This is a genomic window from Symbiobacterium turbinis (assembly GCF_055383075.1).
Genome location: NZ_AP042433.1, coordinates 3638636 through 3654795 on the forward strand (window position 1 = coordinate 3638636; position 16160 = coordinate 3654795).

The 16160-nt window shown below is 69.5% G+C and carries 13 protein-coding genes; 7 read left to right on the plus strand and 6 right to left on the minus strand.

Features of this window, described 5'->3' with window-relative positions:
* Positions 1 to 152: 152 nt before the first annotated feature.
* Positions 153 to 1070: a proline dehydrogenase family protein gene (locus tag ACZ45O_RS17565; protein ID WP_464854784.1), complete on the plus strand. Its 918-nt coding sequence runs from the start codon at positions 153 to 155 to the stop codon at positions 1068 to 1070.
* Positions 1071 to 1082: 12 nt separating this feature from the next.
* Positions 1083 to 2630 carry an L-glutamate gamma-semialdehyde dehydrogenase gene (gene pruA / locus ACZ45O_RS17570; RefSeq protein ID WP_464854786.1) on the plus strand — a complete coding sequence of 516 codons (1548 nt, stop codon included), beginning with the start codon at positions 1083 to 1085 and terminating at the stop codon, positions 2628 to 2630.
* A 759-nt stretch (positions 2631 to 3389) separates the two neighbouring features.
* Here pruA and ACZ45O_RS17575 read toward each other — a convergent pair.
* The 4 genes from ACZ45O_RS17575 to ACZ45O_RS17590 form a co-directional block, all read right to left on the minus strand.
* Positions 3390 to 4499, minus strand: a complete 1110-nt coding sequence (locus ACZ45O_RS17575) for an ABC transporter permease (RefSeq protein WP_043713224.1) — start codon at positions 4497 to 4499, stop codon at positions 3390 to 3392.
* Positions 4499 to 5470, minus strand: a complete 972-nt coding sequence (locus ACZ45O_RS17580; protein WP_464854789.1) for an ABC transporter ATP-binding protein — start codon at positions 5468 to 5470, stop codon at positions 4499 to 4501. The genes ACZ45O_RS17575 and ACZ45O_RS17580 overlap by 1 nt, the downstream gene beginning before the upstream one ends.
* A 130-nt stretch (positions 5471 to 5600) precedes the next feature.
* Positions 5601 to 6245 (minus strand): response regulator, encoded by a 645-nt coding sequence (locus ACZ45O_RS17585; RefSeq protein ID WP_011194782.1) that lies wholly within the window; start codon positions 6243 to 6245, stop codon positions 5601 to 5603.
* 1 nt (position 6246) lies between these two features.
* Complete coding sequence (locus tag ACZ45O_RS17590; RefSeq protein WP_464854791.1) at positions 6247 to 7734, minus strand: GAF domain-containing sensor histidine kinase; 1488 nt, start codon at positions 7732 to 7734, stop codon at positions 6247 to 6249.
* A gap of 144 nt (positions 7735 to 7878) precedes the next feature.
* On the opposite strand from ACZ45O_RS17590, the gene ACZ45O_RS17595 reads away from it, so the two are divergent.
* The 5 genes from ACZ45O_RS17595 to ACZ45O_RS17615 are packed head-to-tail and all read left to right on the plus strand — an operon-like array spanning position 7879 to position 12391.
* Positions 7879 to 9042 carry an ABC transporter substrate-binding protein gene (locus ACZ45O_RS17595; protein ID WP_464854794.1) on the plus strand — a complete coding sequence of 388 codons (1164 nt, stop codon included), beginning with the start codon at positions 7879 to 7881 and terminating at the stop codon, positions 9040 to 9042.
* Entirely contained in the window at positions 9035 to 10066 is a 1032-nt protein-coding gene (locus ACZ45O_RS17600; protein ID WP_464854796.1) for a FecCD family ABC transporter permease, read from the plus strand. The genes ACZ45O_RS17595 and ACZ45O_RS17600 overlap by 8 nt, the downstream gene beginning before the upstream one ends.
* Before the next feature lie 3 nt (positions 10067 to 10069).
* Complete coding sequence (locus ACZ45O_RS17605; RefSeq protein ID WP_464854798.1) at positions 10070 to 10843, plus strand: ABC transporter ATP-binding protein; 774 nt, start codon at positions 10070 to 10072, stop codon at positions 10841 to 10843.
* A 6-nt stretch (positions 10844 to 10849) separates the two neighbouring features.
* Positions 10850 to 11617: a Rossmann-like domain-containing protein gene (locus ACZ45O_RS17610; RefSeq protein ID WP_464854800.1), complete on the plus strand. Its 768-nt coding sequence runs from the start codon at positions 10850 to 10852 to the stop codon at positions 11615 to 11617.
* Positions 11618 to 11632: 15 nt separating this feature from the next.
* Positions 11633 to 12391 (plus strand): Rossmann-like domain-containing protein, encoded by a 759-nt coding sequence (locus ACZ45O_RS17615; RefSeq protein WP_464854802.1) that lies wholly within the window; start codon positions 11633 to 11635, stop codon positions 12389 to 12391.
* 160 nt (positions 12392 to 12551) lie between these two features.
* Here ACZ45O_RS17615 and ACZ45O_RS17620 read toward each other — a convergent pair whose 3' ends face one another.
* The gene (locus ACZ45O_RS17620) at positions 12552 to 13457 is read right to left on the minus strand and encodes a class I SAM-dependent methyltransferase (protein ID WP_464854804.1); all 906 of its coding nucleotides are present in this window, start codon (positions 13455 to 13457) and stop codon (positions 12552 to 12554) included.
* Positions 13458 to 14065: 608 nt separating this feature from the next.
* Positions 14066 to 16159 (minus strand): SWIM zinc finger family protein, encoded by a 2094-nt coding sequence (locus ACZ45O_RS17625; RefSeq protein WP_464854806.1) that lies wholly within the window; start codon positions 16157 to 16159, stop codon positions 14066 to 14068.
* Position 16160 lies beyond the last annotated feature (1 nt).

Below are 16160 nucleotides of genomic sequence, written 5' to 3' on the forward strand. Positions count from 1 at the left end.
CGTCCAATATAAAACTAATAGTTACGTTTCCGGGCCTTTCCCAGGCTGGCACGGTCGTTGCTAGTCCCAGTCAGTGTTGGCTGTTGTTGTTTGTTGCCTCTTTGCTGCGGTGTTTGACGTGAGCAAGATCATGAGGGAGGGGGCAGACCGACTTGTCAACGCTTGCGCGCAAGGCCATTCTCTCCGTGGCGGGCAACCGCTTCATGACCCGCGCCATGACCCGGCACGGGCTCAAGATCGGCGCTGGCCGGTTCGTCGCCGGCGTGACCCTCCACGATGCGGTGGAGGTGACCAGGCGGCTGAACGAGCAGGGCCTCGCGGTCACCCTGGACCTGCTGGGCGAGGGGATTACCAGCCGCGAGGACGCCCGCAAGATGGCCGAGGGCTGCGGTGAGATCCTGCACGCCATCGAGCGGGAGGGGCTCGACGCGAACCTCTCGGTGAAGCCGACCCAGCTCGGTCTCTCCATCGACCCCGAGGTGGCGATGGAGAACATGGTGTACCTGCAGGACATCGCCCGCAGCTCGGGGACCTTCATCCGGCTGGACATGGAGTCCAGCGACCTGGTGGACCCGACTCTCGACGTGGTGAAGCGTCTCTACGCCCGGGCGTCCAACGTGGGCACCGTGATCCAGGCCTACCTGTACCGCAGTCCCAAGGACCTGGAGGAGCTGGCTGAACTGGGGATGAACGTGCGCCTCGTGAAGGGGGCCTACCTGGAACCCCCGAGCGTGGCGTACCCGGCGAAGGCCGACGTGGATGCCGCCTTCAAGCGGCTCATCGCGCAGCATCTCTCCGCCGGCTGCTATACGGCGGTGGCCACTCACGACGACGCCATCATCGCCTTCACCGAGTCCTTCGTGGCGGAGAAGGGCATCCCCCGCAGCCAGTTCGAGTTCCAGATGCTCTACGGCATCCGCCAGGAGCGCCAGCGGGAGCTGGCCCGCGCGGGCTACCGCACCCGGGTCTACGTGCCCTTCGGCGTGGACTGGTACCCCTACTTCGTGCGGCGGCTGGCCGAGCGGCCCGCGAACGTCTGGTTCGTCCTGGCTAACCTGATGAAACCCTAGGAGGTGCTGAGATTGCATAATAAACCGTTCCGCCCCGAGCCCTTCAGCGACTTCAGCAAGCCGGAGGTGGCGGCGGCCTTCGAGCAGGGGCTGGCCACCGTGAAGGAGCAGTTGGGGCAGCGCTACCCGATGATCATCGGCGGAAAGCGCGTGGACACCGGGGAGAGCATCGCGTCCGTCAACCCCTCGCAGCCCGACCAGGTGGTGGGCTACGCGGCCAGGGGCGGGCTCGTCGAGGCGGAGGCGGCGGTGCAGGCCGCCGTGGAGGCCTTCCCGGCCTGGGCTGACACCCCGGCCGAGGTCCGGGCCCGGGTGCTGTTCAAGGCCGCGGCCATCATGCGGCGCCGGCGGCACGAGCTGTCGGCCTGGATGTGCCACGAGGTGGGCAAGAACTGGGCCGAGGCCGACGCCGACACCGCGGAGGCCATCGACTTCCTGGAGTACTACGGCCGGCAGATGCTGCGGCTGGCCGCTCCCCAGCCGCTCACCCCTTATCCCGGCGAGGAGAACCACCTTTACTACCGGCCGCTGGGAGTGGGGGTGGTCCACAGCCCTTTCAACTTTCCGCTGGCCATTCTGACGGGGATGACGGCGGCGGCCATCGTGGCCGGGAACACCGTGGTGGTGAAGCCCTCCACCGAGGCGCCGGTGATCGCCGCGAAAGTCTTTGAGATCCTGGAGGAGGCCGGGCTGCCGCCGGGCGTGGCCAACCTGCTCTTTGCCGACCCGGTCGAGGTGGGCGACTACCTCACCACCCACAAGGAGGTCCGCTTCATCAACTTCACCGGCTCGAAGCAGGTGGGCTGCCACATCTACGAACTGGCGGCGAAGGTGCAGCCGGGGCAGAAGTTCCTGCGGCGGGTCATCGCCGAGATGGGCGGCAAGGACGCCATCATCGTAGACGGCAGCGCAGACCTGGACGAGGCGGCGGCCGGCATCGTGGCATCCGCCTTCGGCTTCAGCGGCCAGAAGTGCTCGGCCTGCTCCCGGGCGGTGGTGACGGCGGACGTGTACGACCAGGTGCTGGAGAAGGTGGTGGCGCGCACCCGCGCCCTGAAGATCGGCCCGGCCACCGAGAAGGAGACCGACGTCGGCCCCGTGGCGGCGGAGCGGTACCAGAAGAAGATCCTGGAGTATATCGAGATCGGCAAGTCCGAGGGCCGGCTGGTGCTGGGCGGCAGCGCCCGGCCGGGGGGCTTCTACGTGGAGCCCACCATCTTCGCGGACGTGGCCCCGAACGCCCGCATCGCGCAGGAGGAGATCTTCGGGCCGGTGCTGGCCTTCATCAAGGCCGAGGACTTCGAGGACGCCCTGCGCATCGCCAACGATACCGAGTACGGCCTGACGGGCTCCGTCTATTCCCGGAACCGGGCGAACCTGGAGCGCGCCCGCAAGGCGTTCATGGTCGGGAACCTGTATTTCAACCGGAAGTCCACCGGCGCCATCGTCGGTGTGCACCCCTTCGGCGGCTTCAACATGAGCGGCACCGACTCGAAGGCCGGCGGCCCGGACTACCTGCTGCTCTTCACCCAGGCGCAGGCGGTGTCGGAGAAGCTGTAGGGATCTGTGGACGCGGAAAGGGGCTCCCACATGCGGGAGCCCTTCATGCTTCGACGACTTGGCCCGGGGCCGCGCAGCCGGGTAAGTGCAGGGGCAGCCCCTCCGTGATTTCACCGCCTTCCCGGGGAGTTCGGGGCAGAAAATGCACTTGGCATCCAGGGCAGCATGCACATTGTGCCCGCAACTGGTCCGTCATCGCGTCGACTGAGGGTGCGGCAGGGGCACTCCTCCCGTGATTCCACCGCCTTCCCGGGGAGTTCGGGGCAGAAAATGCACTTGGCATCCAGGGCAGCATGCACGTTGTGCCCGCAACTGGTCCGTCATCGCATCGACTGCGGGTGTGGCAGGGGCGCCCCTCCGTCATTCCACCAGTCTCCCTTGAAGTTCGGGGCAGAAAGTGCACCCTGACTCCCGGGCGGTGTGCACATTCTGCCCGCAACTGGGCCGTCATCGCATCGACTGCGGGTGTGGCAGGGGCGCCCCTCCGTCATTCCACCAGTTTCCCTTGAAGTTCGGGGCAGAAAGTGCACCCTGACTCCCGGGCGGTGTGCACATTCCGCCCGCAACTGGGCCGTCATCGCATCGACTGCGGGTGTGGCAGGGGCGCCCCTCCGTCATTCCACCAGTTTCCCTTGAAGTTCGGGGCAGAAAGTGCACCCTGACTCCCGGTCAGCGTGCACATTCTGCCCGGAACCAACTGAACACGCGCGAACCGGCTCCCGCGCAGGGGAGCCGGTTCTTGCTCGTACGGGCGGACCGTCAGGCCGCCGTCACCACGGTTCGGCGCAGCCGCCAGGCCGCCAACCCGAGGCCGATCGTAGCCGTGAGGGCCAGCACCCCCAGGTCAGGGAGCACGGCGGCAAGCGGCTGGCCCTTCATCGTTACCTGCTGGAGCGCGTGGGTCATGTAGTAGCTGGGCATGAAGCGCATCACGGTCTGGACGATCTCCGGCGCGTGGTCCAGGGGCATCATCGCGTTGCCCAGGAAGGTGAGCCCCATGGAGGCGATGATCGCGATGGGCATGGCTGTCTCGCCGCTTCGGGCGAAGGCTGCGATGGCCAGGCCGATGCCGATGCCGGCCGTGCTGCTGAGCAGCAGAATGGCCACGGTGCCGGGCAGGTTGTTGGGCAACTGGATCTTGAAGAAGGCGATTCCGACGCACCAGATCACGGAGAGCTGCAGGATGGCGAGGAGGTGGTTGCCCAGCACGGTGCCCACCAGCCAGGCGCCCATGGTCAGCGGCGTGCTGAACATATGGCGCAGGGTTCCCGCCCGCTGCTGGTAGGAGACGGCGGTGCCGATGGCCAGCACCCCGGCGTTCAGGGTCATGTAGACCAGGAGGCCCGGCATCATAAAGTCGAAGAGTCCCAGCTGCTCGGTGGAATCCAGCCGCTGGTCGCGCACGGCTATGGATGGCTCCTTCTGGAAGGTCTCCAGGCCCTGGATCAGGTACTGCAACCCGCCCTGCGCGGCGGCGGATGCGGTGGAGGTCGGGTCCCAGTGGACGATGACCTCCGCGGGGCCGGAGCCGACGGCCACCTGCTCGCTCAGCCCCGCCGGCAGGACCAGCACGGCCCGGACCTTCCCGGCGTCCAGCCGCCTGATCAGCTCCGCCTCCTCGCCGGCTTCCACCTCGAAGTAGCCCGACTCTTGCAGGCCTGTCCGGATGAGCTGGGCCACGGGGCCGCCGTCCCGGTCCACCAGGCCCACCGTCACGGCGGTGACGGTGTCGGAACCGGCGTTGGTGGCCCCGAAGAAGAGCAGCATCAGGACGGGCATGATGAGGTTGAAGAAGAACGCGCTCTTGTTGCGCATCTGCTGCCGGACGTTCAGCATCAGCACCTGCCAGAGCTGGTTGGCCATCCGCATCAGTCACGCAGCCTCCTTCCCGTGAGGGCCATGAACACGTCATCCATCGTCGCGGAGCGGGTTCGCAGGTCGGAGAGCGGCAGGCTGCGCTCCTGGGCGTAGCGGGCCAGGGCCATCAGGGTGGCCGGAGGGTTGGCGGTGTGCAGCAGCACCCGCCCGTCCTCCGAGCGCACGCCGGTCACCGCGGACAGCCGGGCCAGTTCGGCCAGGTCCACCCGGGCGCCGCCCGGGTCCAGCTCCACGGCGGCCTCGGGCCCGTATGCCCTGGTCAGCTCCCGGGGCGTCCCCTCGGCCAGGATGCGCCCGTGGTCCATCACCGCCACCCGGTCGCAGAGCCGCTCGGCCTCCTCCATGTAGTGGGTGGTCAGGAGGATGGCGCGCCCTTCCTCTTTCAGGTCGAGGATCACGTCCCAGAGGGCGTGGCGCGCCTGCGGGTCCAGGCCCGTGGTCGGCTCGTCCAGGAAGAGCACCGTCGGCCGTCCGATGAGGGCCACGGCCAGGGCCAGCCGCTGCCGCTGGCCCCCGGAGAGGTGCGAGAACCGGGTGCGGGCCTTCTCCTCCAGGCTGAACTGCCGCAGCAGGTCCCCCACGGGCATCGGGTCCTCATAGAAGCTGGCGTAGAGCGTGAGGATTTCCAGCACGGTGGCGTACTCCGGCAAACGGGCCGCCTGCAGCGCAATCCCGATGCGGGGCCTGAGCGCGCGGCCCTGCCGGTGCACGTCGAGGCCGCAGATGAAGCTCTGTCCGGCGTCGGGGCGGCGCAGCCCCTCCATCATCTCGACGGCGGTGGTCTTGCCGGCGCCGTTGGGCCCCAGCAGGCCGACGATCTCGCCGGAGCGGACCTGCAGGCTGAACCCGTCGACGGCCAGCTTGTCGCCGTAGCGCTTCACCAGCCCCCTGGCCTCGATCAGCACGGCGGGTGCGGCTGCTCTGGCACTCCGCACCTCCGCTTCGGTCAACGATGCTGCCATGCGCTCCTCCCCCTTCCGTACCGAAATCATACCGAAGCCGTGGACTTCTTCACCATCGCCGGGGTGGGCGTTTTGCATGGCTCCAGTCAGGCGAAGGGCCGCATCACCCGTTTGGGCGATGCGGCCTTCCCTAAAGTCGGAGCCAGCCCCGCGCCAGCGCCTTCGTGACCGCCTCCGTGCGGTCGCGGGCTCCGAGTTTCTGAAACAGGTTGGAGATGTGCGTCTTCACCGTGTTCTCGCTGATGAAGAGCGCCGCGGCGATCTCCTTGTTGGCGGCGCCCGAGGCGATAAGCCGCAGGATTTCGGTCTCCCGTTCGGTCAGCCCCTCCGCGCCTTCCTGCCGGGCGGGCCCCCCCTGGCTGATCACCTGCACCAGCTTGGCGGCGATCTCCGGCGACAGCAGGGACTGACCTCGTGCCACGGTCTCGATCCCCTCCAGGAGCTGCTGCGGCGGGGCGTCCTTCAGCAGATAGCCCTTCGCCCCGGCCTGGATGCCGCCCCAGATGAGCTCGTCGTCGTCGTAGGTGGTGAGCACCAGCACCTCGACGTCCGGGAACCTGGCCCGGATCTGCCGGGTGGCTTCCACGCCGTTCATCACCGGCATCTGCATGTCCATCAGCACCACGTCGGGCTTCGTGGCCTCCACCACGTCCAGGGCCTCCTGACCGTTGCCGGCCTCGCCCACCACCTCGAGGCCCGGCGCCTGGCGGAGCAGGGCGACCAAACCGGCCCGCACGACGCGGTGGTCGTCGACCACCACCACTCTGACGGCCATCTCACCTCTCCTTTCGCAAGGGAACTCGGGCCACGATGCGGCAGCCGCCGCCCGGGCGGGCGTCTACCTCCAGGCCGCCGCCCACCTGGCGCGCCCGGTCGGCCATCATCCCCAGGCCGTAGCCCCCGCCGGCCGCGGGCTTCGGCGGGCTGGCCGGGTCGAAGCCGACGCCGTCGTCGGCCACGGTCAGCACGGCCATGCCATCGCGGATGGTCAGGCCGACGTCGAGCCGGGTGGCGCGGGCGTACTTCACGGCGTTGTGAATCGCCTCCTGCGCGATGCGCAGCAGGGCGACCTCCACCGGCGGCTCCAGCGCCGCGGCGTCGCGGTCCATGTGGAACCGCCCGATCAGGCCGAACTGCCCTTCCAGCGCCGCCACCTCAGCGGCCAAGGCCGCGGCCAGCCCCCGGTCCTCCAGCGGGCGGGGCCGCAGGTTCCAGACGGAGCGCCGCGCCTCCTGCAGCGACTCCTGGGCCAGGGCCAGGGCGGCCTCCCGGTGGAAGCGGGCGGTCTCGGGGTCGGCCGCGGCCTCCATCGCCCGCAGCTGCATGATGATCCCCATGAACCCCTGTGCCAGGGTGTCGTGAATCTCGCGGGCCATGCGGTTGCGCTCCTCGGCCACCGCCAGGCCCCGCAGCCGCCGCTCCGCCTCCAGCAGGCGGGCGTTCTCCAGGGCGACGGCCACCTGCCCGGCGATGGTCTGCACGGTGAAGCGGTCCTCCTCGTCGAAGGGCGCCGGGTCGAAGCTCTGAACCACCATCAGGCCCAGGGTGCGGTCGGCCACGCGGATGGGGATGGCCATTTCGGCCAGGGGTGCCGTTCCGGGGAGGAGCGGGGTGGGCGCTGCGCCCCCGGGCTGTGCGCTCCCGTGTCCTTCGTCGGCCAGGGCGCGCGCCAGCGGTGAGGGGCTTGGACCGGCCAGCGGGAAGGCGCGCCCCAGCGGGACCTCCTCCCGGCCGCGCGCCGCGCACGCCGCGAGCACCAGGTAATCGCCGTGCTGCAGCAGCACGGCGACCACGTCGTAGCCGAAGGTGCCCCGCATGACGCGCGTGACGAAGTGGAGCAGCACATCGGACTCCAGCACGGCCGCCACCTGCTGTCCCACCTGGCCCACGGCCCGCAGCTGGTCGGCCTTGCGGGCCAGGGCGGCGGTGCGCGCTGCCACCTGCTCCTCCAGGTTCCGGGTGACCGTGTCCAGCTGCTCCGCCAGGTCGGTCATGGTGCGGGCCAGCAGGAACCAGTCCGTCCCCGGTTCCACCACCGCCCGGGCCCTGAGGTCGCCGCTGCGCAGCCGGCGGGCCAGGGCCAGTACCTCGCCCAGCGGCCGCGTGACCCAGTGCGCCACAAGGTAGAGGAGAAGGGCGAGGGCGGGCGCCGCCCAGAGCAGCGTGCGGGGGGCCAGGCCAAGGAAGGGGAGGAGGACCACAGGCCCGAGGCCAACGGCCAGCAGTAGCAGGAAGAGTCTGTGCTGCGGCGCCAGGCGGTGCATTCGCTCAATCACCCCGATTTGGATGGTTCTAAACGGACTCGGGTGATCCCTGCTGCGCTTGACTTAACCTGACACATCTGATTATCTGGGCATTGGAACACGTTATGTTCGTGTGTACATAACGGAGATTGGGGGAGACACGCCATGTCATTGCGCTTCCGCAAGGTCCGCATTCTCGTTCCGATCCTGGTTCTGCTGATGCTGGCCCTGCCGCTGCTTGCCGCATGCGGTGGCTCGCAGCCCGCCGGCAACACCGACGCGCAGCCCCAGTCTGGCAGCCCGGCTGCCCAGGCGCCTGTGCAGCAGGAGGAGCCGGCGCCCGCGGCTGAGCCCGAGCCGGAACCCGAACCCGAACCTGCACAGCCCGCGACCCGCACCATCATGGACCAGGCGGGGCGCACGGTCACGCTTTCGGCCGAGGTGGACCGGGTCGTCACCACGTGGCGTCCGGGCACCTTGCTGGTGATCTCGGCCGGCGGCCGGGACAAGATCGTCGGCGTGGACAGCTCCTCGCAGCGGTCCGAGTTCCTGACCGCCGTCTTCCCCGGGATCCTCGACCTGCCCGGCGTGGGCAACAAGAAGGGGCTCAACGTCGAGCAGATCGTCGCCGTGAAGCCTGACGTGGTCTTCATCTGGCACGGGGCCGACACCGAGCCGGTCATCCAGCAGCTGGAGTCCCAGGGCATCCCGGCCTTCGTCCTGATCCCCGAGAGCCTCGACCAGATGAAGGAGGCCGTGAGCCTGATCGGCGAGATCCTGGGGACCGAGGAGCAGGCCCAGAAGATGATCCAGTACTACGACGACACCCTGGCCATGCTGGCGGAGAAGGTGGGGTCGATCCCCGAGGCGGAGAAGCTGCGGGTCTACATGGTCGGCTCCAGCGGCGTCTTCTCCACGGTGCCGGGCACCATGTACCAGCACTTCATCATTGAGTCGGCCGGCGGCATCAACGTCGGCGCGGAACTGCAGGGCGGCTTCTCGGACGTCTCCGCCGAGCAGGTGGTCGCATGGAACCCGGACGTCATCGTCGCGGTGCAGTACTGCGACTGCACGGTGGACGAAATCCTGAGCAACCCGCAGCTGCAGACCGTGAAGGCGGTGCAGGACGGCCGGGTCTACATGTTCCCCCACAGCATGGATCCGTGGGATTACCCCGAGCCCCGCTCGATTCTGGGCATGCTCTGGCTGGCCCACACGCTCTACCCCGAGCAGATGGCGGATGTGGACCTGCTGGCGGAGGTGGACGAGTTCCATGCGACCTTCTTCGGCAAGAGCTTCACGGAGCTTGGCGGCACGTTGGATGACTAGGTCAGATGCACGGCCCGCCCGCAGGTGGCGGGCCCTCCTCCTATCTGGGCTGTTCACCGCCCTGGTGGTTCTGCTCTCCTTCGGCATGGGCCGCTACCCGATCGCCCCGGGCGAGGTGATGCGGATTCTGTGGCAGATCGTCTCTGGCCAGTTTGACGTCGCCACGGCCAGCGAGGCGGCGCGGGTGCTCTACTACATCCGCCTGCCGCGCATCATCCTGGCCGCCTTGACGGGGGTGGCCCTCGCCGGGGCGGGCACGCTCTTTCAGGGCATGTTCCGCAACCCGCTGGTCTCGCCCGACGTGCTGGGGGTCTCGTCCGGCGCGGCCTTGGGGGCGGCCATCGGCATCCTGATGCCGATGGGCGGCACGATTCAGCTCTGGGCCTTCGCCTCCGGCGTGGCGGCGGTGGCCCTGACCTACGGCATCGCCCGGGCCACCCGGGGCCAGTCGGTGGTGATGCTGGTGCTGGCCGGCATGGTGGTCTCGGCCTTCTTCAGCGCGGCGCTCTCGTTCCTGAAGTACGTGGCCGACCCCTACGAGCAGCTGCCCACCATCGTCTTCTGGCTGATGGGCGGCTTCCACAGGGCATCGTGGCAGGCGGTGGGCAGCCTGCTCCTCACGGTGATCCCCGGCGCCGTTCTGCTCCTGCTCACCTCCTGGAAGCTGAACATCCTCTCGCTGGGCGACGAGGAGGCGCTCTCGCTGGGGGTGAACGTGCGGGTGCTGCGCCCCCTGCTGATCGCCGCCGCCACCCTCATGGTGGCCGGAGCGGTCAGCGTGACGGGCACCATTTCCTGGGTGGGCCTGGTGGTGCCCCACATCGCCCGCATGCTGGCGGGCGCGGACCACGACCGGTCGATGCCGGTGGCGATGCTCTTCGGCGCCGGCTTCATGCTGCTGATGGACGACCTGGCCCGCTCGCTGACCACCGCGGAGATCCCCGTGGGCATTCTCACCTCGGCCATCGGGGCGCCGTTCTTCGGCTACCTCCTGATCACCGGCAGAAGGGAGGCGTGGCGGTAGGCGATGGCGATTACAGCAGAATCGGTCCGCTTCGGCTACAGAGGGACCGAGGTGATCCGCGGCGCCAGCTTCGCCGTGCCCGAGGGGGCCATCACCTGCCTGCTGGGCCGCAACGGCTCGGGCAAGACCACCCTGATCCGGCTGGTGAACGGCATCCTGCGGCCGCAGTCGGGGTCCATCCGGATCGGCGACCTGGACGTGCTGCAGAGCCCCCGGCCGGCCGTGGCCCGGCAGGTCGCCTTCGTGCCGCAGGAGCACCAAGGGGTCTTTCCTTACGGTGTCGAAGAGTTGGTGGTGATGGGGCGCAACCCCCACCTGGGGCTGATCGCGCGGCCGGGCGCGGCGGACCGCGAGGCGGCCCGCGCGGCCATGGAGACCGTGGGCATCGCCCACCTGGCCGAACGGGACTACATGGAGATCAGCGGCGGTGAGCGGCAGCTGGTGCTCATCGCGCGGGCCCTCACGCAGGAGACCCCCTACCTGCTGATGGACGAGCCCACGTCGCACCTGGACTTCACCAACCAGCACGCGATCATGTCGATCGTGCGGCGCATTACACGGGAGCGGGGCGTGGGGGTGCTGGTGGCCATGCACGATCCGAACCTGGCCCTCGCGTTCGCCGACCGGGTGATCATGCTGCGGGAGGGCCGGGTGTTCCGGGCGGGCCCCGCAGCCGAGGTCATGACGCCGGAAAACCTGCAGACGCTGTATGAGATGCCGATCGATGTGGTGGGCCTGCCTGACGGGCGCCGCCTCATCCTGACGGAAGAGAGGTAGGACGCAATGCTCTTGGAGCGGGTGCTGGAAGCGGCTGCGCCGGGCCTGAGCCGCCGGCGGGTACAGGCCGCACGCATGGGCGCGAGGATCGTGGGTGTTGTGCTGGATGACGGGCGGTTCGGCGCCGGCTACCACCTGCCGGGTGAGCGGCCGCCGGGGAGCGTGTCTGAAGCCGACCTGGCGGGCGAGCTGCGGATGCTGACGGGTCAGCCGGCGCTGGAGGTCGCCCGGCGCTGCATGCAGGGGGAGACCACTTTCCACCGGGCCCTGGGCGTGGCCCTGTGCAACGCGGTGGCCGAGCCCGACCCGGCCCGGCTCCTGGTGGACCCCGACGCCGCCGCGGCGGTGCCTGCCCGCCCGACCGACACGGTGGGGTTCGTGGGCTACGTGGGCACGGTGGTCCGGCGCGTGCAGGCCGAGGCGGCGCGGACGATCATCTTCGACCGGTCGCAGGAGGACGAGGAGGACGTCTACCCTGAGGAGCGGCAGCCGGAACTGCTGCCCGTGTGCGACCTGGTCTTCATCACCGGCTCGGCCCTGATCAACCTCACGCTGGAGCGGCTGCTCACGTACTGCACCCGGGCCCGGGAGGTCGTGCTGCTCGGGCCGAGCACGCCGCTTTACCCCGAGGCCTTCGTGGGCTCGGGCGTGACGGTGCTGGCCGGCTTCCGCTGGCAGATCGCGGATCCGGAGGAGGCCCTGGAGCAGATTGCCGCGGGGGCGCACTTCAGGCACCTGAAGGGGCGCACGAGCGTGACGCTGCGGGTGGAGTAGTAGGAGGTTTTGCCCATGACGCTGCTGGAACGGCTGTACGAGGCCGCGGCCCCGCGCATCGCGGGCAAGCGGGTGCAGGAGGTTCGGATCGGTCATTACCTGGTCGGTGTGCTGCTGGACAGCGGTGAGCTCGGCGTCGCTTACGCCCTGCCGGGGGAGCGGCGGGCGCCGGAGCCGGTCTTTCCGGATCCCGCGCAGTTCGCCGGGATGGACGCCGTGGAGATGCTGGCCGGGCTGACGCAGGAGGACCTGGTGGCGCGCTCGCTGGGCATGGCCGTCTGCAACGCGGTGGCGCAGCCCGACCCGGCGCACAGCCTGGAGGACCCCGATGCGCTGACGACGGTGCAGGTTCGCCCCACCGACACCGTGGGGCTCATCGGCTTCATCCGCTCGATCCACCGCCGGATCGTGGACCGGGTGGAGCGCATCATCATCTTCGACCGGTCGCTGGACGGCGAGCCCGGCATCAGCCCGGAGGAACAGCAGCCCGAACTGCTGCCCCTGTGCGACGTGGTCTTCGTGACGGGATCGGCGGTGACCAACGGCACCCTGGACACGCTGCTCTCCTGGTGCACGAAGGCCCGGGACATCGTGATCATCGGCCCCAGCACGCCGCTCTACCCCGAGGCCTTTGCCGGAACGGGGGTCACGGTGCTCGCCGGCGCCACCTGGCCGCCGGAGCATCATCAGGAGGCGCTCGCGGGCATCGGCGAGGGGAAGCGGTTTCACGAGTTGAACGAGCTGACCCACCAGTGGGCCCTGCGGGTGGGGTGAGGAGAGAATGAGACGGTCCCGCCGTGGTGGCGGGACCGCCTTGCTTATTGGGGTGCCGTTGTCGGTGGTACTTAGGCCATCGCTCGGGTGGGAACCGCAGGTTTTTCAATTTGGCCTCGAACCCGAAGCGAAAAAGTGCCGGTTCCCAGCCCCGGCCGCGCTACTTCACCGCCGTGATCGGCGGATCCAGCTCCGCGGGGGCTTCCAGGGCGACGGCGACCATCACCAACGGCCGGAGGAACGCATCGACACCGGCCAGGTCTGCCGGGCGGCTGTCGGGGGGAACGGCCTCGAAGGCGCGCCGGGCTGCCCGCCCTCCGGAATGGGTGGGGACGGCGTCCGCAAAGCCCACCTCGCGCATCCATCTAAGCCAGGTTCGGCAGCCGGGGTGCGTCAGCGACCAGCAGACGGCCTCGGTGAGAGCCGCCCGGGCCCGCTGCAGCCCTCGGGTCGTGAGGGCATCGAAACCGATTTCGCCGCCTCCGGTGAGGAGTTGGGCGAGCTGGTCTCGCGAGAGCCGAAACTGCAGGCGACAGTAGTTGGCCTGCTCCTTCTCGGTCAACCGCTGGATGATGAGGATCTGCGTGACACCGGGTTCGCTCTCCCACGCATCCAGTTCGTACTCGTTTCCCCCGCGGTAGCGGGCGAGCCCTTCGTAATGAAGGCGCAGCCTTCCGCCCGGCTTCAACACCCGGTGCAGCTCCCGCAGGGTCTGTCTGGGTTCGGGCGTCTGTTCCACCGCGCTGGCGGCCAGAATGCCGTCGAAGCTGTTGTCCGGAAACGGCAGCGGCCGGCCCGCCGGCACGTGGATGCAACGGAAATTGCTGACCCCCAGCCTGTGGGCGTTCGCCTCGCAGACGGCCACTCGCCTGGGCGAGGCGTCAACTCCCGTCACGTGCCGGGCGAAAGGCGCGACGAGCAGCGAGGGCCAGCCATCGCCCGGGCCGAAGTCGAGCAGGTCGCCGCCACCAGCAGTGCAGAGGAAGTCGAGGATGTACCCCCGGTCCTGCCAGTGGGCGGGATTCGCCGCGTCAAAGGGAAGGTGAACGACGGGGAGGCTGAACATCGCCTGAGACTCCTGGTGCTGGAACAGGCCTTCGTCTGAAGTGACGGCCCGGGGTCTCAGCTCTTCAAGGATGTACCGCAGTACGTCGAATGATGTTCACCCCTTCGTGGTTTCCTGAGCGGTGCTTCCGCGAGTGGGTGAAGATCGCCTGCCAGATGTTCTGGGACTCTTTGTTTCAACAGAAACTTGGTCTGTCCTGACCTTGGAGACGCTCAGGGCGATGTGGAGCCGGCACGCTCCAGATCAAGCCTGGCGAGCAGCCCTTGTGTGCCCCGGCCGTGGTGAAGAAGTGAGCCACCTGTCTTTCCCGCCTGGCTCATCCGGTCACCATTCACGCTTCAACTAACCGGCAGGACTGCGCGCGGGCCCCCTCGCGCGCCCTTATTGGGGGCCGTGGGGGCCTTTTTCCCACAGATTTCGGGCGTCCTTGCCGCGCAGTGGGGTTCCTGGGTGACCCGAATGGTGAGCAAGTGAGCCACCCGACTCTTCATCCTGGCTCATCCGCTCACCCCGAACACATTAACTGCGGGAAGGCGGCTCCACGCCTTGTGTAAGCCGGTCTCCGGAAACGACCGGACCAGGGTGCGCTCGCACCCTGGTCCGGTGTTCTAAGAAAGACTCAACTCCGGGCCCAGCCAGCGGAAGCCTTCCATCTCCCACACCTGAAACTCCGGCGTGTGCAGCGGCGGCAGGGTCTCCAGCCGGTGCCGGAAGGGCTCGACGGCCCCGCAGGCCTCCAGGAACGGGCGATACACCCGGGCCATCGCCGGCTCGGCGTCCACCAGGCAGCGGATGCCCAGGCCCAGCGCCCGGAGGGCAGCTTCCGCCGAGAGGTTCAGCTGCTGGGCGATCACCGGCGCCCAGTTGAGCAGGAAGTGGAGGAACGCGCTAAGAGGAGGCGGTTGATCGGGATTCAGCAGGCTGCCGTGCCAGCGCTCCGCCCACGTCTCGACCAGCGTCAGGGCTGCGCGGCGCTCAGGGAGCGGCAGCGCGGCGAGGCAGTTCCCGAAGCCGGGGGTGAAGCGCGTTCCCTGGCGCCAGTGGAGCGGATGGGTGCCCGGGGTCAGCGAAGACCGCCCCCAGTACGAGGAGACGATCCTCCGGCCCGAGCCCCATCGGATCGGTTCGCCCACGGCGGGCATGGGCAGCAGCCAGACCGGGTCGGGCATGCGGCCGGGCCGGTAGAAGCCCTCGGCCAGCAGGAGCTGAATCACGTCGGCCTCCGCGATGCCCTGGTACGGGTCGGTCGCAATCGCAGTCGCCACGATCCGGGCGGCAGCCTGGTCGGCCGGCAGCGGCTCCAGCAGGCTGCGGGCGGCCCGGCGGCGCAGCTGCACGTGCAGCCGGAGGGGCTCGGCCTCCGCCACGGTGATGATCAGCTCGTCGCCGACCTCGGGCTCCAGCAGGGCGAAGACGGGGTCGGCGGATTCGTGGACGCCGGGGGCAGGGACGGCCATTCCCCCGACCTCCGCCTCAAACGGCGGGCGGCAGCCGATGAGGGCCAGCGCCAGGAACCAGTCGCCGGAGGGGCTGAGCCGCCGCGACTGCCACTCGGGCCAGGTGATGACGTGGCGGAAGGCGGCGCCGCTCAGGAGGTCGTCCCGGCGGGCGACGCAGCGGCCGGCCAGCACGAGGTAGCCCGCGGGCAGGCGCGCGGCCGCCTCCCGCACCGCCTGGGCGGCGGTCTCCCAGGGCAGGGCCGCGGCGGTGGGGCAGGCGGCCACGAGCTCGTCCAGTGCGACGCTCTCCGCGCGCTCCGCCACCAGGGCGGCGATCTCGTCGGCGATCCGGTCCCGCGGGGGAATGCGCTTTCCGGGCAGGGGCTCCTCCCGGTAGACCGGCGCGCGCTCGCCCCTGGCCAGCTCCGCAGCCCCGACGCTGACGGCGCGGTAGTAGCGGGACAACACCTGCTCGGCCGTCTCCTCCACCAGCTGGTGCACGTTGAAGGTGCGGCCCCAGCGCGCCACCGGGGCGATCTCGTAGCGGCGGGTGCGGTTCAGCTCCGGCGCCAGCGGCAGCGGCCCGAGCACCCGGAGAAGGGCGTCGGGCACCTCCGCTTCCTCAGGCCGGACCGGGATGTCGGCCGGGTCGGTCTCCGTGAACAGGAACCGGCGGGGGTCAAGCAGGGGCTCCAGCGTCGCCGCCGACAGCAGGCCAGCTGCCCCCGTCGGCAGATGCCCCGCGGACCCCGCCCGGTCAGCCAGATGGGCCCGCACGCCCGCCAGCAGCTCGTCCCGCTCCCGCCCCAGCACCTGAAACCACAGGAAGGGGTTGGCGGCAAAGGCGCGCGCCGCCCGCACGGCCAGGACCCGCTGGTGCCGGCAGCCCGCGCCCTGGTTGCAGGTGCAGCGGTGGCTCAGCCCGCGGCCCGCGGGCAGAAGGCTGGCGCCGGCCTTGTTGAACAGCGACTCCAGGTCGGGGCCCACCGTGCCGCTCAGCAGCCGGCGGGCCGCCTCGGGATCACGGGCGATGGCCGCCTCGATGCGGCGCCACTCCCGCTGCCCGAAGGGCCGGATCTTCAACGTCGCGGTGGCGATGGCCCCCGTTGTGCCCACGCTCACCTCGGCCTCGATCCTGCCCCGCGCGAAGGTGAGCCGGGCGTCGCCCCGCTCGGCGCTCTTCCGCTGGCCAGGGGTCATCGGCACAAGCAGCAGTTCCTCCTGCAGGTAGGCGAGCCAGCGCTCGCTCAGCCATTCCGCCACG